This is a genomic window from Faecalibacterium sp. An192 (genome assembly GCF_002160175.1).
Classification (GTDB): domain Bacteria; phylum Bacillota; class Clostridia; order Oscillospirales; family Ruminococcaceae; genus Faecalibacterium.
Window position 1 is genome coordinate 53,250 of sequence record NZ_NFKB01000002.1, and the last position, 26,378, is coordinate 79,627.

Sequence of the window (26,378 nt, forward strand, 5' to 3'; positions counted from 1 at the left end):
CACTGAAAGGAGCGGATGCAGATGCGTGTGATCGCAGGTGAAGCACGGGGCCGCCGTCTGGAGGCGCTGCCCGGAACAGATGTGACCCGGCCCACCCTGGACCAGGTCAAGGAGGCGATGTTCAGCATCGTCCAGTTTGACCTGCCTGGCGCCCGGGTGCTGGATCTTTTTGCCGGCAGCGGCCAGCTGGGCATCGAGGCGCTGTCCCGCGGGGCGGCGCGGTGCGTGTTCCTGGACCAGAACCGGGATGCAGCCGCCGTGGTGATGCGCAACTGCAAGGCCTGCGGCCTGTTTGACCGCAGCCGGGTCAGCGTGGGCGAAGCTGCACGCTGGCTGTCGGCCTGCCATGAGCAGTTTGATCTGGTATTGCTGGACCCGCCCTTCGGCCAAGGAACCCTGGAGGAGATTTTGCCCGCGGTGGACAAGGTGGTGGCGCCCGGCGGCATCGTCCTGTGTGAGAGCGAGGCAAAGCTGGTCCTGCCCGCCGAGGTGGGGGGCCTGACCCTGCGCAAGCAGTACCGCTATGGCCGTGTGCTGCTGTGGCGCTACACCAAGCCCCACGCCGGCGAACTGGAAGGGAGAGACACCGTATGAACATCAATGAACTGTTGGATACCATCGAGGATGCCCTGGAGGAGAGCGCCAATATGCCGCTGTCGGGGGGCAAACGGATCGTGGATGTAGACCAGATACGGGATTATCTGGATGAAGTCCGGGCCAACCTGCCCGGCGAACTGCGCCAGGCCCAGGCCATCGTGAACGACCGGGCCCAGATTGTGGACTCGGCCAACGCCCAGGCCCAGGCCATCGTCCGCAAGGCCGAGGAGCGGGCCCGCATCCTGGTCAGCGAGTCGGAGATCGTCAAGAACGCCCAGCAGCGGGCCTCCGAGATCATGGCCCAGGCCCAGGCCGAGAGCCGCACCCTGCGCCAGACCACCGCCGACTACTGCGACAACATGCTCAAGAACACCGAGGAAGTCATGCTGTCCAACGCCGCCCAGGTCAAGAGCGTCCGCGCCAGCCTGCGCACCCCGCCCAGAAAACAGTAATTACATGGTCCCAAAGCCCCTTCCGCCCCTGCGGCGGAGGGGGCTTTTTCCGTGCCGGGGCAAAATTGCCAGAAAAAGGATTTTTGGGCCGGCCGGAACGCAGAAACCCGGGGAGTTATTCCGCCCCCGGCGCACATCTCCCGAAAAGCTTAAACTGGGATACAAAGAGATCAACTTTATTGCGGAAACGGACGATGTTTTGGATATCCTGCGGAAAATTAATGGAAAAAGTCGGGCGAAAACTATTGCATTCAAAGGTCCGTTTTGTTACAATAAAACCATATCAGTGGAGTAAAGTAGAGAGAAGTGGGGAACGCGCCCCGCACAGCTCCACAAAAGGAGGCGGTCAGGGTGTTCTTTGGACGTTACGACTGTACCATTGACGCCAAGGGCCGCCTGAATTTCCCGGCCAAGTTCCGGGACGGAATGGGCGACAGCTTTGTGGTGATGGAATGGCTGGACCAGTGCCTGTTCGCACTGCCCATGTCGGAGGTGGAGCGCATCTCCGAACGGATGGGAGCGGACGAGCTGATGGACAGCTGGGAGATCACCGGCGACCTGTTCAGCACCGCCTGCGAGGTGACGCTGGACAAGCAGGGGCGAATCCTCCTGCCGGCCAGCCTGCGCCAGTATGCGGGCCTGGGCAAGACGGTGGCCGTCATCGGCAACCGCAACCATGCTGAGATCTGGGACGCCGCCCGCTGGGACGCCCGCCGGGCCGCCATCACCAACGAACAGCGGGCCGCCCGTCTGCGGGAACTGCACATCTGACACGGCTGCAGAGGGAGCGCAGGATGCAGCCTGTGGAGATGAGAAAAACCGGGCTTCGTGACGGCGCCTGAGCCCCGTCCCTGCCTGCCCGGGCGGGGTCAGGGGACAGGCTACGCCGTCCCTTGTCTTTTCAACCATGGCGGACAGGCCCTCTGCGCCGGGCCCGGGCCGCTGGAAACATGCGAATGAATGATTTGAGAAAGGAGGCGGGCCCAATGGAAGCAGAACAGGAACAGCAGGCATTTGACCCGGCCTCGTTTGAACACGTGCCGGTGCTGCTGGAGGAGTGTCTGGAAGGGCTGGCCATCCGCTCCGACGGCACCTATCTGGACGGCACCGCCGGAGGGGCAGGACATTCCCGGGCCATTGCGAGCCGGCTGGACGCCGCGGCAGGCGGACGGCTGATTGCGCTGGACCAGGACCCCGACGCGGTCCAGACCGCGCGGCAGCGGCTGGCAGGCCTGCCCGCCACAGTGGTACAGACCAACTTCCGCTATGCAGCCGACGCGCTGGCAGGTCTGGGGGTGGCCCAGATTGACGGCGCGCTGCTGGATCTGGGGGTCTCCAGCCATCAGCTGGACGACGCAGAGCGGGGCTTCTCCTATCGGGCGGACGCTCCGCTGGATATGCGGATGAGCCAGGAGGGGACAAGCGCCGCCGACCTGGTGAACACCCTGGACCGGGAAGAACTGGCCCGCATCCTCCGCGACTACGGCGAGGAACCCTACGCCTGGCAGATTGCCGGGCGAATCGTCGAGGCACGGCAGGAAACCCCCATTGAAACCACCCTTCAGCTGTCCGGGCTGATCGCTTCGGCGGTTCCCCCGGCGGTGCGGCGCAAGGATAAAAACCCGGCGCGCCGCAGTTTCCAGGCATTGCGCATTGCGGTAAATCATGAGCTGGATGCACTGGAAGAAGGATTGGATGCGATTTTCGGCGCCCTGGCGCCCGGCGGACGGCTGTGTGTCATCACCTTCCACTCTCTGGAGGACAGGCTGGTGAAAAACAAGTTCCGCCGCTGGGCCACGGCCTGCACCTGCCCGCCGGAATTTCCGGTCTGCGTGTGCGGCGGCAAGGCCAAGGCAAAACTGATCACCCGCAAGCCCATTGAGGCAAAACCCGACGAGCTGGCCGACAACCGGCGCAGCCGTTCGGCCCGGCTGCGGGTCCTCGAAAAACTGTAAGCAAGCGCTCCGTTTGGTGCGTAGAAGGAGAGATAGATCATGGGTCAGCCTGCATACGATATTCATTATTCCGGAACTGTCTATGCACAGACTGTCCGCCGCCCGGCTCCCCAGCCCGAGCGGCGGGTAAACCTGCGTGTCGAGCAGGGCGGCAAAGCGGCCATTTCGCCGCTCCGCGCGATGATGCAGCACGGGGTGCAAATCCTGGCGCTGGGGGTTCTGGCAGGACTTTCGGTGGCGCTGCTGTTCAGCGAGGCGCGCATCGTGGAGCTCAGCGGCGACATCCGCCAGGCCAAGGCAGAGCTGGTGTCGGCCCAGAGCCAGAACGACTACTACAACACCACCCTGAACGTTCAGTCCAGCATCAGCAATGTGGAGGATGTGGCCGGACGTCTGGGTCTGATGAAGATCGACGACAGTCAGATTACTTACATCCGTCTGGACGATCAGAGCGTCCTGACCCGCCGCGAGAGCGCGGTGGAAAAGTGGACCGATACCCTGGAGGCAGGGGTCTCGTCCCTGCTGCGGACCATCAATCCGCCGTCCAGCGCTGCGCAGTGACCTGCGGCCGGCTGAGACGGCCTGTACAGACAAACTACCCGGAGAAGCGTGCGGCAGCGCACGCTTTTTCGGTTTTTGGCGCCTGTGAGCTCAGACCGGGCGCCGTCAGGAGAAGCAGATGAATCAGGAAAACAACAGGCGCCGGCGGAACTACATGCTCCGCCGGGAACCCGACGCCACCCCCATTCCACGCCGGACCCGGACCATTGGGATGGCCGTTTCCATCGGTGCGGTGGCGCTGGCCACCCTCATCGTGGTGGGCAGCCTTTATAATATTCAGATCCGCAATGGCGAGATGTTTACCCGCTACGCCAGCGACCAGCAGCTGCTGGACACTACCATTCAGGCTACCCGGGGCGAGATCTACGACGCCACCGGCAAAGTCCTGGCTTCCACCAGCGTAGTCTGGGATATCTGGTGCGACCCCAGCTATTCCTCCGCCCTCTACGACAGCCAGACCATCACCTCCACCGACCCCGAGACCGGGGAGGAAGTGGAGTCCACCGCCCACACCCTGAATGCGGCGGCCTGCGCCGAAATCAGCCGGGAACTGACCCTCCGGCTGCTGTCGGGGGACGGCGTCAGCCTGGACAAGGTGAACACCACCTCCGACGCCTATGTGGCCCAGTACGAGAAGATTTACAATGCCCTCAGCAAGATTGATTCCTCCTATCAGGTGTTGGCCGAGAAGGTGAACAACGCCGTCAAGGAGTCCATCGAGAGCTACGTCTCCGACCGCAACGCCAAAAAGGGCACCGGCCGGCTGTCCATTTCCAGCTCCCGTACCTATCAGCGGAACTATCCCTACGGGGCCTTTGCGGCGTCGGTGCTGGGCTTCACCAATGCCGACGGCGAGGGCTTCTACGGGCTGGAAAAGTCCTATAACGACGTGCTGGCCGGCACCGACGGCCGCACCGTCACCATCCGCAACGCCCGGGGCAACGCCATCGCCGACAGCGGCGCGGTGACCTACGACGCCAAGGACGGCAACAGCATGATCCTGACCCTGGACAGCACCATTCAGGAAGTGGTGGAGCGGTATCTGAACGAGGCCATCGCCGCCAACACGGTGGAAAACCGCGGCTGCGCCATTGTGATGGACGTCAAGACCGGCGGTATCCTGGCCATGGCCTCCAAGCCGGATTTTGACCCCAACAACCCCAACGACTACACCGCCAACCAGGCCTATCTGGAGGAACTGGTCCGGGCTGAGCCGGAACTGTACGGCATCTACCTGAAAAACGAGGACGGCTCCTACGTCACCGACGAGGAGGGCAACAAGATCCTGGACCCGGAGGTCGACTACTCAGGTTACTTCCGGGATATCATGTGGAAAAACAAGAACATCACCGAGCTGTACTACCCCGGAAGCGTCTTTAAGGTAATTACGGCGGCTATGGGCCTGGACTCGGGCAACGCCACCTACAACACCACCTTCAACTGCTCCGGCGCCTATGCGGTGGCCAAGGAGACCTACCACTGCGCCGGCCGTCACAGCCACGGCGTTCAGAACCTGGCTCTGGCTCTGCAGAACAGCTGCAACATCTACTTTATCCAGCTGGGCCAGCGGATCGGCGTCCAGTCCTTCTATCAGTATTTCAAGGCCTTTGGCTTCACCGAACAGACCGGCGTGGACCTGCCCAACGAGACCTCCTACATGCAGTACTACACCGACAAGAACATGGGCGAAGTGGAGCTGGCCTCCTCGGCCTTCGGCCAGTCCATGGCGGTGACCCCGCTGCAGGTCTGCACCGCCATTGCGGCCTCGGTCAACGGCGGCTATCTGGTGACCCCCCATGTGGTGGACCAGATTGTGGACGCCAACGGCAACGTGGTGGAGCAGATCGGCGCCAACGTCCGCCGCCAGGTCATCAGCGAGAGCGCCAGCGAGACCATCCGCCAGATCATGGAGTATGAGGTGGGCGACGGCACCACGCAGGTGGGCGGCTACCGTGCCTATGTGGCCGGCTACCGCATCGGCGGCAAGTCGGGCACCTCCGAGCTGCTGAACATGGACCGCCGTGCCGACGGTGATTACAAAAAGGCGGCTTCCTTCGTGGCGGTCCTGCCGGCAGACGACCCGGAGATCCTGGTCTATGTGATGCTGGACGACCCCAACAACGCCAACAGCGACTACTCGTCGGTTCTGGCCGCGCCGGTGGTGGGCAACATCATCAGTGAGATTGCCCCCTATCTGGGCCTGGCCACCGACGGCATCGACCGCAGCGGCACCACCGTCAAGGTGCCCAACCTGATCGGCACCGAGTGGAGCAACGCCCAGGTGTCCCTGAACATCCGGGGCCTCAAGCACCAGCTGGTGGAGAGCGAGGCCGACAACACCGCCGCGCCGGTCACCTGGCAGTATCCCACCGCCGGGTCCACCGTGCCCAGCGGCACCACCGTCTACCTCTACACCGACGGCTCGGGCGGCAAGACCACCGAGGTGCCCGACCTCACCGGCAAGAGCGCCGACTTTGCGCGGCAGATGCTGCTGGCGGCGGGTCTGAACTGCACCGTGGAGGGCAGCGCCGGAGGCCTGGTCCAGAGCCAGAGCGCCGCGCCGGGCAGCAGCGTTCAGCTGGGCACCATCGTCACCATCACCTGCGGATGAGTCCGCGCCCCCGGCCCGAAGGCCCCGAGAGGTGAAAACGAAGCGAAAAGAAAAGGTCTTTACTTGCCAACTGCGGTACGCTATATTTATAATACATATAGATAAGAATGAAACAGGAAAGGGGATCAGAACGATATGGAACACATCGCAGCAAACATCCTCCTGGCAGGCCTGGCGCCTGCGGAACGGATCGGTGAAGAAAAAGTCACCCTGGTGACCACCGACAGCCGAGAGGTTGTGCCGGGATGCGTCTTTGTGGCGTTTCCGGGCGAGCACTTTGACGGACACAATTTTGCAGCCAAAGCGCTGGCAGACGGAGCCGCATGGGTGGTGCTGAACCACCCGGTTGAGGGAGTCCCCGAGGAAAAGACCATCCTTTGCCCCGACAGCTATCAGGCCATGATGCAGATGGGCGCCAATTACCGGGCCCAGTTCTCGCCCAAGGTGATCGGCGTCACCGGCAGCGTGGGCAAGACCACCACCAAGGAATTCTGCGCCACCGCTCTGTCGGTCCTGGGCAACACCATCAAGACCGAGGGCAACCAGAACAACGAGCTGGGCCTGCCCCGGACGCTGTTCCGGATCGACGCCTCCACCGAATACGCCGTGATCGAGATGGGGATGAACCACGCCGGAGAGATCAGCCGTCTGTCCCGCTGCGCCAAACCTGATATCGGTATCATCACCTGCATCGGCCTGTCCCACATCGGGAATCTGGGCAGCCAGGAGAATATCTGCAAGGCAAAGCTGGAAATCTGTGAGGGGATGCCCGAGGGCGCGCCCCTGATCCTCAACTACGACGACGAATTCCTGCGCAAGGCCCAGCTGCCCAGCCACGTCCGCCCGGTCTGGTACAGCATGACCAGCCAGGAGGCCGACGTCTACGCCTCCGCCATCCGGCAGGAGGACGACGGCATGAGCTTCCTGCTGGACGACGCTGAGAATGGCTGCTTCATGGTCCACATCAGCGCGCTGGGCCGCCACAATGTGGCCAACGCCCTGGCGGCCTACTGCGCCGCCATCCAGGCCGGCCTGGAGCCCCGGGACGCCCTGAAGCAGATGAAGGAGTTCCGCCAGACCGGGATGCGCCAGCAGATGCTGGACAGCCACGGGGTGCGGATCATCAAGGACTGCTACAACGCCAACCCCAACAGCATGAAGGCCGCCCTGGAGATGTTCAAGGAATATCCCTGCAAGCGCCGTTTTGCGGTGCTGGCGGATATGCTGGAGCTGGGCGAGCATGGCCGTGAAGCCCACGAAGAACTGGGCCGCCTGGTGGCCCAGAGCAACATTGACGTGCTGATTACGTACGGCGACCTGGCCCGCCGTACCGCCACCGTGGCCGCGGCCAAAGGGGTGCGGACCATCCACGCCAACAACTACGATGAAATTGCCGGTTTCCTGGCGCGGGCAGCTGCGCCGGGGGATGCGGTCCTCTTTAAGGGCAGCCGCGGGATGGCGCTGGAAAACGCCATCGAAAAGCTGAGCGCCCTGCAGGACGCCGAGGCCAGAGCAGAGAGCGAAAACGGCGACTGAAAACCAACGGATCGGAGATAGAAAGCATGATACGTTTTGCCTTGATCGTGGCGTCGGTGCTGGGATTCGCCCTGACGACCGCGGTCGGGAACCTGTTGGTCCCGCTGCTGCGGGCCCTTGTCCCACCCGAAAAAGAGACCGGCGCCGGCGCAAAGCCGGATTCGCCGGAATCGGAGCGCCAGCCGGAGCCGCCTGAGCCCAGGGGCCTGCCCACCATGGGCGGCCTGTGCTTTATCATTGGCACCCTGGCGGCGGTGGGCGTGGGCTGGGTGGTGGTCTGCCTGGTCCAGCCGGAACTGCTGGGCGGCGGGCTCACCGGCCGGCTGATGCTGGGGCTGGGGTCGGGCTTCCTCTTTGGAGCGGCGGGCCTGGCCGACGACCTGGCCCGGCTGCGGCCCCGCCAGGTGCTGGGCCTGCGGACGGGGCCCCGGCTGGCTCTGGAAGGGGCGGCCGCCCTGGTGACGGTGGCGGCCCTCTACCTGAACGGCGCCATGCCCACCGGCCTGACCCTGCCCGGCGTCGGATATCTGGAGCTGGGCGGCGCGGCAGCCCCCCTCTGGGCGGTCATGCTGATGGCTCTCAGCGAGTCGGCCCGGATGTCCGGCCCCGCCGACGGCGCGGCGGCCGGCGCGGCCTTTGTGGCCATGCTGGGCCTGATGGGAGCCGAGACCATCCTGGGATTTTTCCCCCTGGCGGTGCTGCCTGCAGCCCTGGCAGGGGCTTTGATGGCTTTTCTGCTGTGGAACTTTTACCCGGCGCGGCTGCTGCCGGGCTCGGTGGGAAGTATGTTCCTGGCCGGTGCGGTGGGAGGCATCCCCCTGTCCATTGGCCGGGCGGACATCGCCCTGGCGCTGGCCCTGCCCTTCTGGGTGGAGGGCCTGGCCGGCCTGCTGCAGGCGCTGTGGCGCCGGGTGCGGCGGCGTCCTCTCTTTCGGGAGGGCAGCTTCGACGCCTGGCTGTGCCGGCGGGGCGGCCCGGTGACGGTGTTCTATGTATTCTGTGCGCTGGCCCTGGCCGGGACGCTGGCCGCCCTGCGCACCGCACAGCTCTGAGTGTGCGGCCTGTCTCCGCCTGACCGGGCGGGACGGCATCCAATCCAACGAAAGAGAGATGTTCCTATGGCTGTTGCAAGAAGACGACGCCCCGACCCCAACGGGCCGGTGGTGGTGTTTCAGCGCAACCCCGGGCCGTGGACCCCGCTGACCATCGGCTGGCTCGCGACCCTTATCCTGATCGTGATTTTTGGGCTGGTGATGCTGTTCAGCGCCAGCTATACCACCGGTTACCTGCGGATGGGGGACAGCTTCTACTATATCAAGTCCCAGACCCTCTACGCCGCCATCGGAATGGGGGTTATGTTCCTCTTTTCCTACATCGACCTGCGGTTCATCCGCAAATTTGTCTGGGCCGGGTACATCGTCAGCCTGATTCTGCTGGTGCTGGTGCTGTTCTGTGAGCCGCTGAACGGCTGCCGCCGCTGGATCAACATCCGCGGCCTGCCCACTTTGCAGGCCTCCGAGCTGGTGAAGTTCGAGATGATCCTGCTGACGGCCCATCTGGCCAGCCGCACCCCCCATCTGGTCCTCCAGGGAGAGCCCGGGGCCCGGCGGGTGGCAAAGAACTTTGGCCGGTGGCTGTATCAGAAGGTGGTGCGGGAACTGATGGTCCCGCTGATCCCTCTGCTGCCCATCATTGTGCTGCTGGCGCTGGAACCCCATATGTCCGGCATCGTCCTGATGTGCGCCATCGTGGGCAGCATCCTGCTGCTCAACGGCAGCGGCGGCATCATTACTTACGGCGGCGCAGCGGCCGCCATCCTGCTGCTGGAGAGCATCCTGTCCCACATTGACTCCATCCCTTACCTGCAGGCCCGTCTGGACGGCTGGACCCAGGATCTCACCAAGATGACCGACCAGACCCTCCAGAGCCTGTACGCCATCGGCTCGGGCGGCCTGACCGGCCTGGGCCTGGGCAACAGCGTGGAAAAACAGCTCTGGCTGCCCGAGTGCACCAACGACTTTATCTTCAGCGTGGTGTGCGAGGAGCTGGGCTTTGTGGGCGCTGTGGTGGTCATCCTGCTGTTTGTACTGCTGCTGGTGCAGGGCTTCTGGATTGCATTCCAGGCCGCGGACCGGTTCAGCACCCTGGTGGGCGTGGGCATTATGGCTCAGGTGGGCTGGCAGGTGTTCTGCAATGTGGCGGTGGTCACCAACACCCTGCCCAACACCGGCATCAGTCTGCCCTTCTTCTCCTCCGGCGGCACCAGTCTGCTGCTTCTGATGGCCGAGATGGGCGTTATGATCCACATCGGCCGCAACGGCGCCCGGGCTGCGGAAGCCCGCCGCGCTGCGCAAATGGAAAAAATCCGTCAGGAATCGGCCCGGCCGCCCATTGTTCTGAATGGCCTGGGCCGCCGGTCCGCCGGGCATCAGCCCGGGCTGTGAGTCCGGACGGCATCTGTGCTGTTTCTCCCGTCCGTCAAACAGGCGGATGGGTTTTTCATGGAAATCGTCCGGCCAGACCGGACAGGAGGAATCGGATATGCGCGTATTGATCGCAGCCGGCGGCACCGCCGGCCATATCAACCCGGCCCTTGCCATTGCGGGGGCGCTGCGGGCGGCGGACCCCTCCGCCGAGATCCACTTTGCGGGGCGGAAAGAGGGCATGGAATACCGTCTGGTGACCCAGGCGGGCTACCCCTTCCACCACATCGAGGTGACCGGCTTTCAGCGGCGGCCGTCCCTGGAAAACCTGCGGCGGAATGTTGTCACCGTCTGGAATCTGGCCCGCTCGGGACCCCGCTGCAAGGCCATCCTCAATGAGGTGAAGCCCGACCTGGTCATCGGCTGCGGCGGCTATGTGTCGGGCCCGGTGGTCCGTGCGGCGGCCAAGCGGGGGATTAAGACCGCCATCCATGAACAGAACGCCTTCCCCGGTGTCACCAACAAGCTGCTGGCCCCCGAGGTGGACGTGGTCTTTGCGGCGGTGCAGGCCGGCGCCGACCGTCTGGGCGCACCCGGCAAGACCCTCGTGGTGGGCAACCCGGTCCGTCCTGAGGTCTTTGACTGGGCCAAGCGCCGGGACGAAGCCCGGGCCAAGCTCAATGCAGGGGACCGCACCGTGATCCTGTCCTTTGGCGGCAGCCTGGGGGCACGCCGGATCAATGAAGTGGTGGCCGACCTGTGCGCCTGGGAGCAGAAAAATCACCTGAACACCCTGCACCTCCACGCCACCGGCCAGTACGGCGTGGAGCTGTTCCGCAACCTGGAAAAGGAGAAGGGCTTTGCCCGGGGGGACAGCCTGATTGTGCGGGAGTACATCGACAATATGCCCGAGCTGCTGGCAGCGGCGGACCTGGTCATCAGCCGGGCCGGCGCGCTGACCCTGGCCGAGCTGGAGGCCGCCGGCCGGGCCGCCATCCTGATCCCCAGCCCCAACGTGGCCGAGAATCACCAGTACTACAATGCCCTGGAGCTGGCCAAGGTGGACGCAGCGGTGGTCATTGAGGAAAAGGACCTGACCGGCGAAAAGCTGGTGGAGGAGGTGCGGCAGCTGCTGGCCGAGGACACCAGACTGGCCCGGATGGGCCGCAACGCCCGTACCCTGTCGGTGGACGACAGCCTGAACCGGATTGTGGACCGGCTGCAAAAGCTGGTGCGGGAGCCGTAAAGAACACAAAGACTGCGCCGCAAGGAGAGAGCTGCCCGCACAAGGGGCAGACCCTCTCTCTTTGAGCGCCCGGGCCTCTGCGGACCGCAGGGCCCCAAAAAGATTGGATTGCGCTTTTGAACGAGAAGGAAAGGAGGCGGAGCGGTATGCCTTCCAAAAAGCGCAGGCGGAGGCCGGCAGGGCGATCCGCCCCGCAGCGGCCCCAGCAGGGGCAGAACAGACAGCGTCCGACCCCGGCGGCGGGGAGTGACCAGAGGGTGGAGGACAGCTTCTTTTATGAGCATCCGCCCCGGGCCCGCCGCCAGGATAACCTGGTGGAATTCCCCACCGGCCAGACCCGGCCCAGCCAGCGGCCGGGGGAGCAGCGGACCCGGAACCGGGCCCGTCCCCAGCAGGTGCGGCCGGTCCGCAGCGCCAATGGAGCCCGGCGGCCCGCACAGGCCCGTCCGTCCGCCTCGGCGCCCCGGCGGGAAGGCCGCCGCCGTCGCCGTCTGACCCGCAAAATGCTGCGCCGCCGCCGGATGATGCGCCGCCTGACTGCGGTGTTCCTGGTGCTGTGCGTGGCGGCGGCGGGCGTCTACCTCACCGTCACCATGCTGTTTAAGATCAACGCCATCCGGGTGGCGGGCCCCGACGGGGCTACCCTCACTGAGGCGGGGCCTTACACCAGCAGCCAGATTCTGGAGACCCTGGGAGTACAGGTGGAGGAAAACATCTTCAGCTTTGACCCCGGCGAAAAGGCCGCCATGCTGGAGAAAACCTTCCCTCTGCTGGAACAGATCGAAGTCAAGCGGGTGTATCCCAGCACCGTGGTGGTGCAGGTGACCCCGGCCACCCCTGCCTATACCATGCAGACCTCCACCGGCTGGATCAACCTGTCGGCAGGGCTCAAGATTTTGTCCACCGAGACCCAACAGCCCGACCTGCTGGTGCTCTACGGCGGCGACCCGGTGAGCGTGACCCCCGGCGATCAGCTGGCCTACGCTCTGGCGGACCCCGCCCTGAGCGGGGCAGACTCCGCAGAGGCATCCAGTGCAGCGGACAGCGAGAGCGCCGCACTGGCCCAGGACGGGCGGATTGACGCCCTCACCACCCTGCTGACCGCTCTGGAAGAGCGGGGCCTGCTGGGGGACGTGACCCGCATCGAATACGCCGATGTGGAGGAGATTGCCTTCCTGTATCAGGACCGGATCAGCGTCCTGCTGGGCACCCTGAACGAGCTGGACTATAAACTGGACTATGCCGAGTACATGCTGCTGAACAAAGAGGGCAAGGGCTGCGCCGAGACCGACACCGGTCAGCTGGACTGCAGCCACGTCAAGACCGACGGCACCCTGCAGGCCATCTTTGCCCAGGGCGTGCCCGAGCTGCCCTCGGGCTATGTTGTGCCGGAGGAGGTGCCTGTACCGGACACCGAAACCACAGATCCCGCCCTGACCGGTGAAACCGCCGCAGAGGGGGCGCCGGCAGGAGAGACCGGTGCAGACCCGGCGGCAGATCCGTCCGCCCAGCCGGCGGACCCCGCCGCGGAAAACCAGGCCGCCGGAGACGGAACGGCCCCAGAGACCCCCGCTGAGGGGACAGACCAATGAGGAGTGAATCCGCTATGAAATTATCTGCATTGACGGAAGGCGTCGCCTGCACCCTGGTTCAGGGCAGCATGGACACCGAAATCACCGATATCGTCTATGACAGCCGGAAGGCCGCCCCCGGCGTTCTGTTTGTCTGCATTGTGGGCACCCAGCGGGACAGCCATGACTTTGCCGCCGACTGCGCCGCCAAGGGCGCGGCGGCCATCGTCATCCAGCACGACATCGACCTGACCGGAATGGACGGGGTCACCGTCCTGAAGGTGGACAGCAGCCGCTATGCCATGGCCCGGATGAGCGCCAACCTCTTTGGCAACCCGGCCCGCCGGATGACCATGATCGGCGTCACCGGCACCAAGGGCAAGACCACCACCGCCCACATGATCCGCAGCGTGCTGGAGGCGGCGGGCCGCAAGGTGGGCATGATCGGCACCAACGGCGTGTCCTATATGGGCCGCCATGAGGACACCGCCAACACCACCCCCGAGAGCTACGAGCTGCAGAAGATTTTCCGGACCTTTGTGGATGCGGGCTGCGACACGGTGGTGATGGAGGTTTCCAGCCAGGGCCTGATGATGGACCGTGTGGGAGGCATCCACTACAACGTGGGCGTCTTTACCAACCTTTCCCCCGACCACATCGGCCCCGGCGAGCACGCCAGCTTTGAGGAGTACCGCAGCTGGAAGGGCAAACTGTTCCAGCGGTGCGACGTGGGCATTGTGAACGCCGACGACCCCAACACCGAGGCCCTGCTGGAGGGCCATACCTGCCGTCTGGTGACCTACGGCATGGGGGAGAAGGACGACTACCGGGCCGGGGACTGCCAGCTGCTGCGGACCCACGACTTCCTGGGCGTGACCTTCCACGTCAGCGGCAAAGACGAGATGGACGTCCGGGTCAATATGCCGGGCGCATTCAGCGTCTACAACGCCCTGGCCGCCCTGGCGGTGGGCAAGGAGCTGGGTGTGCCCGATCGGGCCATCCACGACGGCCTGGCCCGCTGTGTGGTCAAGGGCCGGGTGGAGCTGGTGCCCATCAGCAAAAAGTTCACCATCCTCCTGGACTACGCCCACAACGAGGTCTCCACCGAGAGCCTGCTGACCACCCTGCGGGCCTATCAGCCCCACCGTCTGGTGGTGGTGTTCGGCTGCGGCGGCAACCGCTCCAAGCTGCGCCGCTACGGTATGGGCGAAATCTGCGCCAAGATGGCGGATTTCTCCATCCTCACCGAGGACAACAACCGCTTTGAAAAGGTGGAGGACATCCTGGCTGACATCCGTCAGGGCATGGTCAAGGGCAACCCCGACGCCAAGTTTGTGGAGATTCCCGACCGTCTGGACGCCCTCCACTATGCGGTGGATCACGCCCAGCCCGGCGACCTGATCGCCGTCATCGGCAAGGGCCACGAGACCTACCGCGACCGGATGGGCGTCAAGACCCCCTTCCTGGAGCGGGAGCTGCTGGAAGAGTACGCCAAGGAAATCGGGCTGGAATAATCCCATAAAAATACCCCCGGGCCGCTGCGGTGTGCAGACAGCCCGGGGGCTTTTTGGGTAATGGAGGATAGTGAGATTTATCACAGGATGCGAACCCGGATGACGGCCGGGATTTCATCCAGCTTTTCTTTCAGACCGTTGTCCATGGGACCGGTGACATCCAGCATGGTGTAAGCCATGTTCTTCTTGCTCTTGTTCACCATGTTCTCGATGTTCAGGCCGGCGGCAGTGGTCAGAGCCGTGATCTGGCTGATGACGCCCGGCTCGTTCTTGTGGATGATGCAGACCCGCTTGCCGCCGGCGCGGGGCTGCTGGACGTCGGGCATATTCACCGAATGGGTGATGTTGCCGTTGCGCAGATAGTCGCTCAGCTCCTGGGCGGCCATGATGGCGCAGTTGTCCTCGGCCTCCGGGGTGGAGGCGCCCAGGTGGGGAGTGCAGATGACGCCGGGATTGTTCAGCAGCTCCTCGGCGGGGAAGTCGGTCATGTACTGGGCCACCTTGCCGCTCTCCAGAGCTTCCAGCATGGCGGCATTGTTCACCAGCTCGCCCCGGGCGTAGTTCAGGACCTTGACGCCGTCTTTGCACAGAGCCAGGGTCTGGGCGTTGATGGTGTCCTTGGTGGTGGGCAGGTAGGGAACATGGATGGTCAGGTAATCGCACAGGGGCAGCATGTCATTCAGGTTGACACAATGCTGCACGCGGCTGCTCAGGTTCCATGCGGCGTCAATGGAGATATAGGGGTCGTAGCCGTAGACCTCCATGCCCAGCTCGATGGCGCAGTTGGCCACCCGGGAACCGATGGCGCCCAGACCGATGACGCCCAGCACCTTGCCCGAGATTTCATTGCCGACAAACTGCTTTTTGCCCTTTTCCACGTCCTTTTTCAGGTTGGGGTCGCCAGCCAGGCCCTGGGCCCAGGCCGAGGCCGCCGGAACATTGCGGCTGCCCGCAATCAGCATGCCCACCACCAGCTCGGCCACCGCGTTGGCGTTGGCGCCGGGGGTGTTGAACACCACGATGCCCTGCTCACTGCAGCGGTCCAGGGGGATGTTGTTGACGCCGGCGCCCGCCCGGGCGATGGCCAGCAGGTTGGGCTTGAACTCGGTGTTCAGCAGGTCGGCGCTCCGCACCAGGATGCCTTCGGGGTCCTCGGCGTTCACCGACACCTCAAACAGGTTTTTGGGCAGTTTGGCCAGGCCCACCGGGCTGATGGCGTTGAGAGTCTGAATCGTAAACATGGGTGTATTCCTCCCTGGAAAAGCTCAGGCGTTGTTCTTGCGGAAGGTCTCCATAAAGGCGACCAGCTTGTCGATGCCCTCGGCCGGCATCGCGTTGTAGATGGAGGCGCGCATGCCGCCCACCAGGCGATGGCCCTTCAGGTTGACAAAGCCTGCCTCGGTGGCCTCCGCGCAGAATTTCTTGTCCATGTCGGGGTTGGGGCTGGTGAAGGTGACGTTCATGGTGCTGCGGTAGCGGTGCTCCACAGGGTTGGTGTAGAAGTCCTGGCTGTCCAGATAGTCATACAGGACCTTGGCTTTGGCCTCGTTGATCTTCTGCATCTCGGCCAGGCCGCCCACTGCGTTCTCCAGGTAATCCAGCACCAGGCCGGTCATATAAATGCACCAGCAGGGCGGGGTGTTGTACATGCTGTCCTTGCCGATGATGGTGGTATAGTTCATCATGGTGGGGACGGTGTCGGCGGCGTGGCCCAGCAGGTCCTCCCGGATGATGGCGATGGCCATGCCGGCGGGGGCGACGTTCTTCTGAACGCCGAAGTAGATGCAGCCGTACTGGCTCACATCCACCGGGCGGGACAGGATCATCGAGCTCATGTCCGCCACCAGGGGAATGTTCTCCACCTGGGGGATCTCCACATACTGGGTGCCGAAAATGGTGTTGTTCTGGCAGATGTGGATGTAGCTGGCGTCGGGGTTATAGGGGATGGCCTTGACGTCCGGAATATAGGTGAAGTTCTTGTCCTTGCTGGAGGCGACGATGCGGGCCTCGCCGAACTTGGCGGCCTCTTTGGCGGCCAGGTTGGAGAAGTTGCCGGTGACGATGTAGTCGGCCTTGCCGGTGGTCATGAAGTTCAGGGGCACCATGGCGAACTGCTGGGTGGCGCCGCCCTGGAAAAAGCCCACTTTATAGTTGTCAGGAATTTGCATCAGGCGGCGCAGGGAGGCCTCGGTGTTCTGGATGATGTCGTCAAACCACTTGCTGCGGTGGCTCATCTCCATGACGCTCTGGCCGCTGCCGTGGTAGTCGAGCATTTCGGCCTGTGCCTTTTTCAGGACTGCCTCAGGCAGCATGCTGGGCCCGGCGCTGAAATTGTAAACTCTTGCCATGATGAATTCCCTCCGTCTGTATGATTCAGATTGCTCTGTGTTGGCGTGTTTGATGGTACAAAGTATAAAGGTTTTGGGACGGCAAAAACAAGAGCTCTTTTGCACAAAAAAGACCGGTGCAGACAAGCAGTGAAAGCGCAGAACACACAAATGTGTGTCATGTAAGGACAAAAACAAATACAAATGTAGTAGAATGGCCTAAAATGCCCATTCCAGGCCCAAAAACACCCCTTGCCACCCAGGCTCAGGTCTGTTATACTGAGTAAAACTACTACAAATGTAGAGATAAGAAAGAGGGGATTTTGGGATGTACGGCATACCGGAGCACTGCAAACCGCTTTCAGCGGCGGAGGAACAGGTCCTTTTGGCCCTCTGGGAGGCGGCTCCCGCCTCCCGGCGGGACATTGGCCGGAAGCTGAAAGAGAAAGGCTGGGCCGACGGGACCCTGCTGACCTTTCTCAGCCGGCTGGAGGCCAAGGGCTGGGTGAAGGTCACCCGGAACGCCAACTATAATATCTATACCCCCACCATCACCCGGCGGGCCTATGGGGTCTATTGTATGCGGGAGCGGCTGGACACCCTGTTCGGCGGGGATCTGGCGGCGGCGGTGCGAGCCCTGGTCAGCGAGTCGGGGGCAGGGCCCAGCCAGCTGGAACAGGCCGGGGCGGTCATCGAGGAGATGAAAGCCCAGGCGGAGGAGTACGACAGCTACGACGCATTTTTCTAAGTATGTGAGGTGCGGCCGGGCAGAGTGAGCAAAAAATACGCAATAGCGTATAAAACAGCGAGAGATTGCATGAGATGTGAACAAACTGTGTCTACAAAGTGAATTTTAGCAGTCAATGCTTGACAGCGCTAAAAGTCCGTGTTATAGTATAGCTGTGCTCAGGAGGAAGGGCACCAGAGATCCAAACAACCTCCGGTTCCCATTCCGCCGGGAGCAAAGCTCAGCCCGTTTCGGGGCTGTTTGATTGGAGGTTTGACTTATGCTTCTGCCTGCTGTTTTTCATGAGAATCTTTTCGATGATTGGTTTGATCCGTTCTTCGATGATATGGATCGCGAACTGAACCGCGAATCCCACCAGGTTTTTGGCAAGCGCGGCGCGAACATGATGAAGACCGACGTCCGGGACACCGGCAGCGCCTATGAGGTGGCCGTGGATCTGCCCGGCTGCAAGAAAGAGGACGTCAAGATGGAGCTGGAAAACGGCTATCTGACCATCCAGGCCGTCCGCAGCCACAGCCACGACCAGACCGACCAGAATGGCCGCTATGTCCGCCGGGAGAGCTTCTCCGGCACCTGCGCCCGCAGCTTCTATGTGGGCGAGGATGTGAAGAAAGAGGACATCCACGCAAAATTTGAGGATGGGGTGCTGAAATTCTCCCTGCCCCATCCCCAGGTCCAGCAGCAGCTGCCCGCCGCCCAGCAGAATCTGATCGAGATTGAGTAACCAGGCGGCGCGTTCCGAAAACGCATCAAAATGCCCCCGAGAGACCGAAAAGCCTCTCGGGGGCGTTTTTGTGTCCGGAGATGCGAGCGGAAGGAATGCGCAAGCGCTGGACAGAGTGCGGACGTGAGATAAAAAACGCGTACAGAAAAGAAAAAGTGTGCATCCTGTCGGAAAATGTGACAGGATTATGAAGAAAGAATTAACTTTAGCACTCTGCACTTGACAGTGCTAAAAATGCGTGCTATACTAAGGCCGTGGTCAGGAGGAAGGGCCCCGGAGGAAACCAAAGAACCCCGGCAGAGGCCTTCCCGCCCTGAGAATTTCAGATGATATACCAGCCCCTGAGGGCTGTGATAGGAGGTTTGACTTATGTTACTGCCTGCTGTTTTTCATGAGAATTTGTTCGATGACTGGTTTGATCCGTTCTTCAGCGATATGGAGCGGGAGCTGAACCGCGATACCCGCAACACCTTCGGCAAGCGGGCATCCAACATGATGAAAACCGACGTGAAGGAAGTCGAGAACGGCTATGAGATGGATGTGGACCTGCCCGGCTGCAAGAAGGAGAACGTCAAGATGCAGCTGCAGGACGGTTATCTGACCATCCAGGCCGTCCGCAGCCACACCACCGGCAACGAAGGCCAGAATGGCCGCTACGTCCGCCGCGAGACCTTCTCGGGCACCTGCACCCGCAGCTTCTATGTGGGCGAGGAGATCAAGAAGGAGGACATCCACGCCAAGTTTGAGGACGGTGTCCTGAAGATCACCCTGCCCCGTCCTGAGGTCAAGAAGCAGCTGCCCAAGCCCAACAGCAACCTGATCGACATTGAGTAAGGCCCGCAGGGCTCCACCAAAGAACCATCCGCCCCCGGAAGGCATCCAGCCCTCCGGGGGCTTTTGTTGTCTGTGGATGGAGGGCGCGCCTTTGCATCCGGGCATAGAAAAACCCGCCTGCGGCGCGGGGCCAGACAGGCGGGGGAGGAGCATTTTTAAAGACTTACAGCTTGGTGCCGGTCAGCAGCTCGTAGGCCTCCAGGTACTTGTCGATGGTCTTGTCGATGACGTCCTGGGGCAGCAGGTAGTCGCTGTCGGGATTGGCCTTCAGCCAGTCGCGGACAAACTGCTTATCGAAAGAGGGCTGGCCGTGGCCCGGCTCATAGCCCTCCAGGGGCCAGAAGCGGGAAGAATCGGGGGTGAGCATCTCGTCGCCCAGCACCACGTTGCCGGCCTCGTCCAGGCCGAACTCAAACTTGGTGTCGGCAATGATGATGCCGCGGCTCAGTGCGTAGTCGGCGCACTTCTTGTACAGGGCGATGGTGTAATCACGCAGCTTGGCGGCGTACTCCTCGCCCTTGCCGGGGAAGTGCTTCTCCAGCACGGTGATGCTCTGCTCGTAGGAGATGTTCTCGTCGTGGTCGCCCAGGTCGGCCTTGGTGCTGGGGGTGTAGATGGGCTCGGGCAGCTTGTCCGACTCCTTCAGGCCCTCGGGCAGGGTGATGCCGCAGACCTTGCCGGTCTTCTGGTAGCTGGCCCAGCCGCTGCCGGTGATGTAGCCGCGGACGATGCACTCGATGGGCAGCATGGTCAGCTTGCGGCAGAGCATGCTGTTGCCCTCGAACTGGGGCTGACGGAAGAACTCGGGCATATCGGCGGTGTTGACCGAGATCATGTGGTTGGGCAGCAGGTCCTTGGTGTAGTCGAACCAGAATTTGCTCATCTGGGTCAGGACGGTGCCCTTCTTGGTGATCTTGTTCTTCAGGATCACGTCAAAGGCGGAAATGCGGTCGGTCGCAACCATCACCAGGGCGTCGCCCACGTCGTAAATCTCGCGGACCTTGCCCTCTTTGAAAGGCTTGTATTCAGTCATCGAAAAACACTCCTTCTTCTTTCAAGCGGCCGCCGGGGCCGCGATCATTCTTACGGCCTTATTGTATCATATCTGCCCCGGTTTGACTACCGCCAGAACGGTGGAGTTGCTGCCCGGTTGGGTGTGAATTCTGGTGAAAACTGCAAAAAAGCCGCCCTTTTGGACGGCTTTTTTTGCGAATAAGTATGACTTTGCCGGCTTTGGGCAGCCGGCGAAGGCGGGTCAGTTGAGGGCGCGGAAACCCTTGCCGATGATCTCGCTGGAGTTGACGATGGTGATGAAAGCGTGGTTGTCATTGGTCCGCAGGAAGTTGCGCAGGCGGGCGGCCTCGCGGCGGGTCAGGACAGTGATGATGACGGTCAGATCCTTGCCGGTGTAGGCGCCCTGGGCGTCCTCCACGGTGGCCGAGCGGTGCAGGTCGTCCAGAATGAAGTCGATAATGTCCTCGGGGTTGGAGGTGACCACCGTGCACACCTTGCGCTGGTTGATGTTTTCAATGACGCCGTCCACCACAAAGGACTTGCCGATCAGGCCCAGGATACAGTACAGGCCGGTGGACACGCCGAAGATGGCGGCTGCGCCAATGATAATCAGCACGTCGCTGACCATCAGGGCGGTGCCGATGTTCAGGGATGAATGCTTGGTAAGGATCAGGGCAACAATATCGGTGCCGCCGGTGGAGGCGCCGATGTTGAAGACAATGGCGGCGCCGATGGCGGGCAGCAGCACGGCGAAGATCAGTTCCAGCAGCTTGTCGTCGGTGAAGGGATGGGGCATGGGCCAGATGGCCTCGCACAAAGAAACGTAAAAGGACAGTGCAAAGGAGGAGAACACCGTCCAGCCCATGCAGCTGATGCCCAGGAACACAAAGCCCAGAACCACCAGGATCAGGTTCAGCACCCACATGAAAAAGCCCACGTTGAACTGGGGGAACAAAGCCGACAGCAGCACCGACAGGCCCGATGTGCCGCCGAAGGCGAAGTGGTTGGGGGTCTTGAACCAGACAATGCCCAGGGCCGTCAGGATGAGGCCCAGGTTCAGCAGAACAAAAAAGCGGAGGTTTGCAATCAGTTTTTCCTTTTTAAAAGCGTCTTTGACTAGATCCATCATAATTTTGTTTCCTCGTTGCACAGTGCTTTCCAAAGCACAGAAAATTTCACACCATGCAGAACTATACGATACTTCATGGCGGATGTCAAGCATTCTGCACGAATTACCGGCAGAAAAAAACCGGGCGGTGAATCAAAAGAGAAAACTGGGTCCGTCCTTCTTGCAGGAAAGCTGAAAATGTTGTATGATATACCATTATAAGGGTGTGTCTGCAACACACTCAGCGGGAAAGCGGCCTGGCGTGCACCAAAAGCATGCACGGGCAGCTTTCTCTGTGGTTTTTTGGGCTGGAAGGCCGGTATTCCACGGGCCGCGGCGGCCGGGTGGAAAAACAGCCCGCACCCCGCGGCAGACAGCCGGGGAACCTTTTCCCGCCGGCCTATTTTCCCGCAGACGTTCCGCGGCGCAGCCTGCGCCGGAGGGACGATATCCGAGCAGCGAGCAGTATGAGGGAGAACTGTATTATGGCAGACAAAAACTTTTTGACCGATATCATCGACGCCGACCTGGCCGAAGGCAAGGTCAGCGAGGTCCACACCCGGTTCCCGCCGGAGCCCAACGGCTACCTGCACATCGGCAGCGCCAAGGCGATCTATATCAACTGGTCCATCGCCAAGGCCTACGGCGGTAAATTCAACCTGCGCCTGGACGACACCAACCCCGCCCGTGAGGACGTGGAGTACGTCAACAGCATCCTGGAGGACCTGCACTGGCTGGGCGCCGATCCCAACGGCGGCATCTTCTACGGCAGCGACTACTTTGAGCAGTGCTACGCCTACGCCGAGAAGCTGATCCTGGAGGGCAAGGCCTACGTGGACGACCTGACCCGGGACGAGATGCGGGAGTACCGCGGCACCGACGCCGGCAAGCCCAGCCGTCCCTCGCCCTGGCGTGACCGCACCCCCGAGGAGAACCTGGACCTGTTCCGCCGGATGCGGGCCGGTGAGTTCAAGGAGGGCGAAAAGACCCTGCGGGCCAAGATCGACCTGGCCAGCCCCAACATGAATATGCGTGACCCGGCCATCTACCGCATCAAGTACGAGAGCCATCACCGCCAGGGGGACAAGTGGTGCATCTACCCCATGTACGACTTTGCCCACCCCATTCAGGACGCCATCGAGGGGATCACCCACAGCATGTGCAGCCTGGAGTTTGAGAACCACCGCCCCCTGTACGAGTGGGTCATCACCAACATCTTTGGCACCGAGTTCCCCAAACAGCGGGAGTTCGCCCGCCTGAACATGACCAATACCGTCATGAGCAAGCGCTACCTGCGTGAGCTGGTGGAGCTGGGCATTGTGGACGGCTGGGACGATCCCCGGATGCCCACCCTCTGCGGCCTGCGCCGCCGCGGCTATACCCCCTCCTCCATCTTCACCTTTGTGCGGGAGGCCGGCATCGCCAAGTGCGACAACCTGATCGATATGCGCCAGCTGGAGGCCTGCGTCCGCAGCGAGCTGGACCTGAACGCACAGCGCCGTGTGGCGGTGCTGCACCCGGTCAAGCTGATCGTGGACAACTACCCCGAGGACAAGACCGAGACCTTTGCCCTGGCCAACAACCCCAACCGGGAAGCCAACGACAGCTCCACCCGTGAGGTGACCTTCAGCCGTGAGGTCTGGATCGAGTCGGAGGACTTCGCAGAGGTGCCGCCTCCCAAGTTCAAGCGCCTGACCATCGGCAGCGAAGTCCGCCTGATGGGCGCCTATATCGTCCGGTGCACCGGCGTGGACAAGGATGCCGAGGGCAACGTCACCGCCATCCACTGCACCGCCGACCTGGAGACCGGCTGCGGCAATCCCGCTGACGGCCGCAAGGTCAAGGGCACCATCCACTGGGTCAGCGCCGCCCACTGCATCGAGGCCGAGATCCGCCTGTACGACAAGCTGTTCACCCGCGAGAACATGAACAACCTCCCCGAGGGCACCAGCTACCGGGATTTCCTGAATCAGGACAGCGTCACCGTCTGCTCCGGCTGCAAGCTGGAGATGGCTCTGGCCGACGCCAAGCCGGGGGACAAGTTCCAGTTTGTCCGCAACGGCTTCTTCACCCCCGATTCCAAGCACCCCGGCGTCTTTAACCGGGTGGTCACCCTGCGGGACAGCTTCAAGCCCGCCAAGCCGGTGGAATGCCCCCAGTGATCCAATTCAAACCATGAGGAAAGGAGGGCCTTGCCACAATGCCGAAACGGTTTTTGCGCAATGCTCTGCTGATGGCTGTCGTCACCGTTCTGATGGCGCTCAGCCTGGTGTTCTATATCCACAACACGAACCCGCTGCCCGGCGGCGAAAACCCCAACAACGTTTTGCTGCTGGATGGGGTGTACACCTCGGTGCAGCAGGGCTACCTCAGTGAGGTGACCGTCACCGTCACCATCTCCAGCGGGATGGTGTCGGATGTCCAGGCGGATGCCTCGGGCGAGACCCCCGCTCTGGGCGGCGTGGCCGCTGCCCAGCTGGCCACTGCCCTGACCGAGGCCGGCTCCTCTGCCAACGTGGACGTGGTGTCCGGCAGCACCTATACCAGCGAGGCGGTTCTCGCCGGTATGGATGACTGTCTGGCCCAGGCTGCGGGCTGATTCACAGGAAAAAAGCGCTTCCCGGCGGCAACACGCCGCGGGAGCGCTTTGTTTTGAAGGGAGGCATCCATGCGGTATACCTTTGATTATACGGTGCAGCCCGACGGCACAGCGGCTCTGGCCCGGGCCTACGGGGAGGAACCCATCCTCACCCTGCCCGAGGCTCTGCCCGGCCCCGAGGGGCAGCTTCTGCCCCTGGCCCGGCTGGGAGGCTACTGCTTTGCGGGAACCGTCCGGGACCGGATGCCGGGACAGCTGCTCCGCTGTGGGTGGGACGGCGAAGGCCGGCCGGTGTACGCCGGTCCTGCCTCCAAGTCGGAGGACCTGCACCCGGTGGCGGGGAACTTCCTGGAGGAAATCACCCTTCCGGCCTCCCTGCGGGAGGTGGGCAGCTGCGCCTTCTACAACTGCCGGGCCCTTCGCCGGATGACGGTGGGGGACGGGCCTCTGGCGGTGGGCAGCGATGTCTTTCTCAACTGCTTTGCCCTGACCGAGGTCCGGGTCTGCGCCCAGCCCGACGCGGTCACCGGCCTGTTTGCCATCGTCAACAACATTTCCAGCAACCTGCGGGCGGTTTTCCTGCCGGACGGGCCCGAAGGGGACACCGCGGCGGTGTTCCGCTACCCGGAGTACTGGGAGGACATTGAGGAGACCCCCGCCCACATTCTGCTCCACACCTTCTCGGGCCAGGGGTATCACTACCGCCAGTGTTTCCGGGACGGACGGCTGCGCTGCGAGGAGTACGACGCCATCTTTGCCCAGGGCCACGGCGGGGATGATCCCACCTATATGGCCCTCCTCTGCCTGGACCGGCTGCGGTATCCCTGGCAGCTGGGGGAGGAGGCTGCCGGGCGTTACCGGGTCTTCCTGGCCCAGCAGGGGGCGGCGGTGGCCGCGGCCCTCATCCGGGCCCAGGACCGGGAAGCGCTGGGGGCATTGCTGGCCTTGAACGTCCTGGACGGTCCGGCCCTGGCAGCTGCCTCGGCGGCAGCCCAGCAGGCCGGAGCCGCCCAGTCTGCCGCCCTGCTGGCGGATGCGGAGTACCGCGCCCGGCCCGCCCGGCCCAAACGACGTTATACATTTGATGATTTTTGAGATAAATATTCCGGGAGGTGATCTGTATGGCCCGCAAAGCACCGGTGGATTTCAACGCGCCCTTTCAGTCGGCCCGGCCCGAAACCCATGAGGAATGGCAGGCCCGGATGGGCGGCGAGGTGCTGGCTGTGCTGCGCAGCGAGCTGTACCTGGACTTCCGCTTTCTGGATCAGGCCCTGGGGGCCCTGACCCCCGTTCCCGACGAGCGGTGCGGCGTCCTGGCCACCGATGGCCAGAGCCTGTTCTATCAGCCCAGCGCCCTGCTGCGGCTCTACCGGGAAAACCCAAAATACCTCAAACGGTTATATCTTCACACAATATTCCACTGCGTATTCCGACATCTCTGGCTGCAGGGCAGCCGGGACCCGGCTCTGTGGCATGTGGCCTGCGACCTGGCGGTGGAAAACGTCATCGACGGCCTGGGGCGCAAGAGCATCCTGCGGCCCCTGACCTACGTCCGCCGCCGGGCCTATGAGGCCCTCACCGAGGGAGGCCATGTGGCGGCGGCAGCCCCGGCCTACCGCTGGCTGCTGACTCAGACCCCCGGCGTCCAGAAACAGCTGGCCCGGGAGTTCTACGCCGACGACCACCGTCTGTGGCCCAAGCCCGGCCAGCCCAACCAGCCCGCCCCGTCCCCCCAGCTCCAAAAGACCTGGCAGAAGATCGGGCGGCGGATGGAGACCGAGCTGGAGCTGAACGACAAAGAGGCCGGCGCCAACGCCGGCAATCTGGCCGAGGCGGTGAAGGCCGCCAACCGGAGCCGCAGCAGTTACCGGGATTTTCTGCGCCGGTTCTGCGTGCTGCGGGAGGAACCCCATCTGGACCCCGACACCTTTGATCTGAACTTCTACACCTACGGGCTGTCGGTCTACGGAAACATGCCCCTCATTGAGCCGGTGGAGACCCGGGAGAGCAAAAAGATCGAGGAGATCGCCCTGGTCATCGACACCAGTTATTCCACCTCGGGCGCGCTGGTGCGGAGCTTCTTGTCCGAGACTTACGCCCTGCTGAAACAGCGGGAGAACTTTTTCCGCCGGATGAACCTCCACATCATTCAGGCCGACAACAAGGTCCAGCGGGACCATCTGGTCACCACCGAGGACGAGCTCATCGACCTGATGAACCATTTCGAGCTGGCGGGAGGCGGCGGAACCGATTTCCGCCCCGCCTTCGCCTATGTGACTCAACTGTGCGAGGAGAAAAAGTTCCAGAACCTGCGGGGCCTGCTGTATTTTACCGACGGCATGGGAACCTATCCCGCCCGCCGCCCGGCCTACGAGACGGCGTTCCTGTTTTTGGGGGACAAGTTCGACGACGCCAATGTGCCGCCCTGGGCCATCAAGGTGGTGCTGGACGAGGACGAGTTCACCCGGCCCGATTCAGTTCCCAGCCCGGCCGGCAGCCTGGCTGCGGCCCTGGATGAGGACCAGGACCTCTACCGTGACCTGAACAATTCGTGAGGA

General features: G+C 62.8%; 23 protein-coding genes. 19 read left to right on the forward strand and 4 right to left on the reverse strand.

Features of this window, described 5'->3' with window-relative positions; translation table 11 throughout:
- The first annotated feature begins 21 nt into the window (after positions 1 to 21).
- From rsmD to B5F27_RS01195, 12 genes are all read left to right on the forward strand, one after another.
- Positions 22 to 594, forward strand: coding sequence for a 16S rRNA (guanine(966)-N(2))-methyltransferase RsmD (rsmD, locus tag B5F27_RS01135; RefSeq protein ID WP_087246479.1), 573 nt, complete (start codon positions 22 to 24; stop codon positions 592 to 594).
- Entirely contained in the window at positions 591 to 1,049 is a 459-nt protein-coding gene (locus B5F27_RS01140; RefSeq protein WP_087246480.1) for an ATPase, read from the forward strand. The genes rsmD and B5F27_RS01140 overlap by 4 nt, the downstream gene beginning before the upstream one ends.
- 351 nt (positions 1,050 to 1,400) lie before the next feature.
- Positions 1,401 to 1,820 carry a division/cell wall cluster transcriptional repressor MraZ gene (gene mraZ, locus B5F27_RS01150; RefSeq protein ID WP_087246481.1) on the forward strand — a complete coding sequence of 140 codons (420 nt, stop codon included), beginning with the start codon at positions 1,401 to 1,403 and terminating at the stop codon, positions 1,818 to 1,820.
- Positions 1,821 to 2,035: 215 nt separating this feature from the next.
- Entirely contained in the window at positions 2,036 to 3,004 is a 969-nt protein-coding gene (gene rsmH / locus B5F27_RS01155) for a 16S rRNA (cytosine(1402)-N(4))-methyltransferase RsmH (protein ID WP_087364049.1), read from the forward strand.
- A gap of 39 nt (positions 3,005 to 3,043) precedes the next feature.
- Positions 3,044 to 3,565, forward strand: coding sequence for a cell division protein FtsL (locus B5F27_RS01160; protein WP_087364051.1), 522 nt, complete (start codon positions 3,044 to 3,046; stop codon positions 3,563 to 3,565).
- Between the two features lie 118 nt (positions 3,566 to 3,683).
- The gene (locus B5F27_RS01165; protein ID WP_087364054.1) at positions 3,684 to 6,176 is read left to right on the forward strand and encodes a penicillin-binding protein 2; all 2,493 of its coding nucleotides are present in this window, start codon (positions 3,684 to 3,686) and stop codon (positions 6,174 to 6,176) included.
- A 135-nt stretch (positions 6,177 to 6,311) separates the two neighbouring features.
- Positions 6,312 to 7,712: a UDP-N-acetylmuramoyl-tripeptide--D-alanyl-D-alanine ligase gene (murF, locus tag B5F27_RS01170; RefSeq protein WP_087364057.1), complete on the forward strand. Its 1,401-nt coding sequence runs from the start codon at positions 6,312 to 6,314 to the stop codon at positions 7,710 to 7,712.
- A 26-nt stretch (positions 7,713 to 7,738) separates the two neighbouring features.
- Positions 7,739 to 8,764: a hypothetical protein gene (locus B5F27_RS01175; protein ID WP_087246486.1), complete on the forward strand. Its 1,026-nt coding sequence runs from the start codon at positions 7,739 to 7,741 to the stop codon at positions 8,762 to 8,764.
- 66 nt (positions 8,765 to 8,830) lie between these two features.
- Positions 8,831 to 10,156 carry an FtsW/RodA/SpoVE family cell cycle protein gene (locus B5F27_RS01180; protein ID WP_087364060.1) on the forward strand — a complete coding sequence of 442 codons (1,326 nt, stop codon included), beginning with the start codon at positions 8,831 to 8,833 and terminating at the stop codon, positions 10,154 to 10,156.
- A gap of 97 nt (positions 10,157 to 10,253) precedes the next feature.
- Complete coding sequence (murG, locus tag B5F27_RS01185; RefSeq protein WP_087246488.1) at positions 10,254 to 11,381, forward strand: undecaprenyldiphospho-muramoylpentapeptide beta-N-acetylglucosaminyltransferase; 1,128 nt, start codon at positions 10,254 to 10,256, stop codon at positions 11,379 to 11,381.
- A 146-nt stretch (positions 11,382 to 11,527) separates the two neighbouring features.
- Positions 11,528 to 12,973 (forward strand): FtsQ-type POTRA domain-containing protein, encoded by a 1,446-nt coding sequence (locus B5F27_RS01190; protein ID WP_087364063.1) that lies wholly within the window; start codon positions 11,528 to 11,530, stop codon positions 12,971 to 12,973.
- A gap of 14 nt (positions 12,974 to 12,987) precedes the next feature.
- A complete protein-coding gene (locus tag B5F27_RS01195; RefSeq protein WP_087364066.1) occupies positions 12,988 to 14,466 on the forward strand; it encodes a UDP-N-acetylmuramoyl-L-alanyl-D-glutamate--2,6-diaminopimelate ligase in 1,479 nt (492 codons plus the stop codon).
- 80 nt (positions 14,467 to 14,546) lie between these two features.
- Here the strand turns inward: B5F27_RS01195 and B5F27_RS01200 are convergent, their stop codons facing one another.
- Positions 14,547 to 15,707 (reverse strand): phosphoglycerate dehydrogenase, encoded by a 1,161-nt coding sequence (locus B5F27_RS01200; RefSeq protein WP_087246491.1) that lies wholly within the window; start codon positions 15,705 to 15,707, stop codon positions 14,547 to 14,549.
- Positions 15,708 to 15,731: 24 nt separating this feature from the next.
- Positions 15,732 to 16,814 (reverse strand): 3-phosphoserine/phosphohydroxythreonine transaminase, encoded by a 1,083-nt coding sequence (serC, locus tag B5F27_RS01205; RefSeq protein WP_087246492.1) that lies wholly within the window; start codon positions 16,812 to 16,814, stop codon positions 15,732 to 15,734.
- Between the two features lie 307 nt (positions 16,815 to 17,121).
- Here serC and B5F27_RS01210 point away from each other — a divergent pair, with 307 nt between their 5' ends.
- From B5F27_RS01210 to B5F27_RS01220, 3 genes are all read left to right on the forward strand, one after another.
- Positions 17,122 to 17,541, forward strand: coding sequence for a BlaI/MecI/CopY family transcriptional regulator (locus B5F27_RS01210; protein WP_087246493.1), 420 nt, complete (start codon positions 17,122 to 17,124; stop codon positions 17,539 to 17,541).
- Between the two features lie 259 nt (positions 17,542 to 17,800).
- Positions 17,801 to 18,265: an Hsp20/alpha crystallin family protein gene (locus B5F27_RS01215; protein ID WP_087364069.1), complete on the forward strand. Its 465-nt coding sequence runs from the start codon at positions 17,801 to 17,803 to the stop codon at positions 18,263 to 18,265.
- A 369-nt stretch (positions 18,266 to 18,634) separates the two neighbouring features.
- Positions 18,635 to 19,099 (forward strand): Hsp20/alpha crystallin family protein, encoded by a 465-nt coding sequence (locus B5F27_RS01220; protein WP_087364072.1) that lies wholly within the window; start codon positions 18,635 to 18,637, stop codon positions 19,097 to 19,099.
- A gap of 163 nt (positions 19,100 to 19,262) precedes the next feature.
- Here the strand turns inward: B5F27_RS01220 and B5F27_RS01225 are convergent, their stop codons facing one another.
- Together B5F27_RS01225 and B5F27_RS01230 are read right to left on the reverse strand one after the other, a co-directional pair.
- A complete protein-coding gene (locus tag B5F27_RS01225; RefSeq protein WP_087364075.1) occupies positions 19,263 to 20,132 on the reverse strand; it encodes a phosphoribosylaminoimidazolesuccinocarboxamide synthase in 870 nt (289 codons plus the stop codon).
- A gap of 222 nt (positions 20,133 to 20,354) precedes the next feature.
- Positions 20,355 to 21,242 carry a YitT family protein gene (locus B5F27_RS01230; RefSeq protein WP_343214620.1) on the reverse strand — a complete coding sequence of 296 codons (888 nt, stop codon included), beginning with the start codon at positions 21,240 to 21,242 and terminating at the stop codon, positions 20,355 to 20,357.
- Between the two features lie 464 nt (positions 21,243 to 21,706).
- Here B5F27_RS01230 and B5F27_RS01235 point away from each other — a divergent pair, with 464 nt between their 5' ends.
- The 4 genes from B5F27_RS01235 (at position 21,707) to B5F27_RS01250 (ending at position 26,375) form a co-directional block, all read left to right on the forward strand.
- The gene (locus tag B5F27_RS01235; protein ID WP_087246497.1) at positions 21,707 to 23,383 is read left to right on the forward strand and encodes a glutamine--tRNA ligase/YqeY domain fusion protein; all 1,677 of its coding nucleotides are present in this window, start codon (positions 21,707 to 21,709) and stop codon (positions 23,381 to 23,383) included.
- A gap of 38 nt (positions 23,384 to 23,421) precedes the next feature.
- The gene (locus B5F27_RS01240) at positions 23,422 to 23,820 is read left to right on the forward strand and encodes an FMN-binding protein (protein WP_087364078.1); all 399 of its coding nucleotides are present in this window, start codon (positions 23,422 to 23,424) and stop codon (positions 23,818 to 23,820) included.
- Between the two features lie 69 nt (positions 23,821 to 23,889).
- Entirely contained in the window at positions 23,890 to 24,915 is a 1,026-nt protein-coding gene (locus B5F27_RS01245; RefSeq protein WP_087364081.1) for a leucine-rich repeat protein, read from the forward strand.
- A 26-nt stretch (positions 24,916 to 24,941) separates the two neighbouring features.
- On the forward strand, positions 24,942 to 26,375 hold the full coding sequence (locus B5F27_RS01250; RefSeq protein WP_087364084.1) for a VWA-like domain-containing protein: 1,434 nt from the start codon (positions 24,942 to 24,944) through the stop codon (positions 26,373 to 26,375).
- Positions 26,376 to 26,378: the final 3 nt, after the last annotated feature.

Excerpts from the sequence above, each read along its gene's own strand:
- B5F27_RS01235 (WP_087246497.1), top strand. The coding sequence starts at position 21,707 with ATGGCAGACAAAAACTTTTTGACCGATATCATCGACGCCGACCTGGCC.
- serC (WP_087246492.1), bottom strand. The coding sequence starts at position 16,814 with ATGGCAAGAGTTTACAATTTCAGCGCCGGGCCCAGCATGCTGCCTGAG.
- B5F27_RS01230 (WP_343214620.1), bottom strand. The coding sequence starts at position 21,242 with ATGATGGATCTAGTCAAAGACGCTTTTAAAAAGGAAAAACTGATTGCA.
- murG (WP_087246488.1), top strand. The coding sequence starts at position 10,254 with ATGCGCGTATTGATCGCAGCCGGCGGCACCGCCGGCCATATCAACCCG.
- B5F27_RS01190 (WP_087364063.1), top strand. The coding sequence starts at position 11,528 with ATGCCTTCCAAAAAGCGCAGGCGGAGGCCGGCAGGGCGATCCGCCCCG.
- B5F27_RS01225 (WP_087364075.1), bottom strand. The coding sequence starts at position 20,132 with ATGACTGAATACAAGCCTTTCAAAGAGGGCAAGGTCCGCGAGATTTAC.
- B5F27_RS01240 (WP_087364078.1), top strand. The coding sequence starts at position 23,422 with ATGCCGAAACGGTTTTTGCGCAATGCTCTGCTGATGGCTGTCGTCACC.
- B5F27_RS01215 (WP_087364069.1), top strand. The coding sequence starts at position 17,801 with ATGCTTCTGCCTGCTGTTTTTCATGAGAATCTTTTCGATGATTGGTTT.
- B5F27_RS01175 (WP_087246486.1), top strand. The coding sequence starts at position 7,739 with ATGATACGTTTTGCCTTGATCGTGGCGTCGGTGCTGGGATTCGCCCTG.
- B5F27_RS01195 (WP_087364066.1), top strand. The coding sequence starts at position 12,988 with ATGAAATTATCTGCATTGACGGAAGGCGTCGCCTGCACCCTGGTTCAG.
- B5F27_RS01165 (WP_087364054.1), top strand. The coding sequence starts at position 3,684 with ATGAATCAGGAAAACAACAGGCGCCGGCGGAACTACATGCTCCGCCGG.
- B5F27_RS01180 (WP_087364060.1), top strand. The coding sequence starts at position 8,831 with ATGGCTGTTGCAAGAAGACGACGCCCCGACCCCAACGGGCCGGTGGTG.
- B5F27_RS01140 (WP_087246480.1), top strand. The coding sequence starts at position 591 with ATGAACATCAATGAACTGTTGGATACCATCGAGGATGCCCTGGAGGAG.
- murF (WP_087364057.1), top strand. The coding sequence starts at position 6,312 with ATGGAACACATCGCAGCAAACATCCTCCTGGCAGGCCTGGCGCCTGCG.
- B5F27_RS01250 (WP_087364084.1), top strand. The coding sequence starts at position 24,942 with ATGGCCCGCAAAGCACCGGTGGATTTCAACGCGCCCTTTCAGTCGGCC.
- B5F27_RS01210 (WP_087246493.1), top strand. The coding sequence starts at position 17,122 with ATGTACGGCATACCGGAGCACTGCAAACCGCTTTCAGCGGCGGAGGAA.
- B5F27_RS01245 (WP_087364081.1), top strand. The coding sequence starts at position 23,890 with ATGCGGTATACCTTTGATTATACGGTGCAGCCCGACGGCACAGCGGCT.
- B5F27_RS01160 (WP_087364051.1), top strand. The coding sequence starts at position 3,044 with ATGGGTCAGCCTGCATACGATATTCATTATTCCGGAACTGTCTATGCA.
- B5F27_RS01220 (WP_087364072.1), top strand. The coding sequence starts at position 18,635 with ATGTTACTGCCTGCTGTTTTTCATGAGAATTTGTTCGATGACTGGTTT.
- rsmH (WP_087364049.1), top strand. The coding sequence starts at position 2,036 with ATGGAAGCAGAACAGGAACAGCAGGCATTTGACCCGGCCTCGTTTGAA.
- B5F27_RS01200 (WP_087246491.1), bottom strand. The coding sequence starts at position 15,707 with ATGTTTACGATTCAGACTCTCAACGCCATCAGCCCGGTGGGCCTGGCC.
- rsmD (WP_087246479.1), top strand. The coding sequence starts at position 22 with ATGCGTGTGATCGCAGGTGAAGCACGGGGCCGCCGTCTGGAGGCGCTG.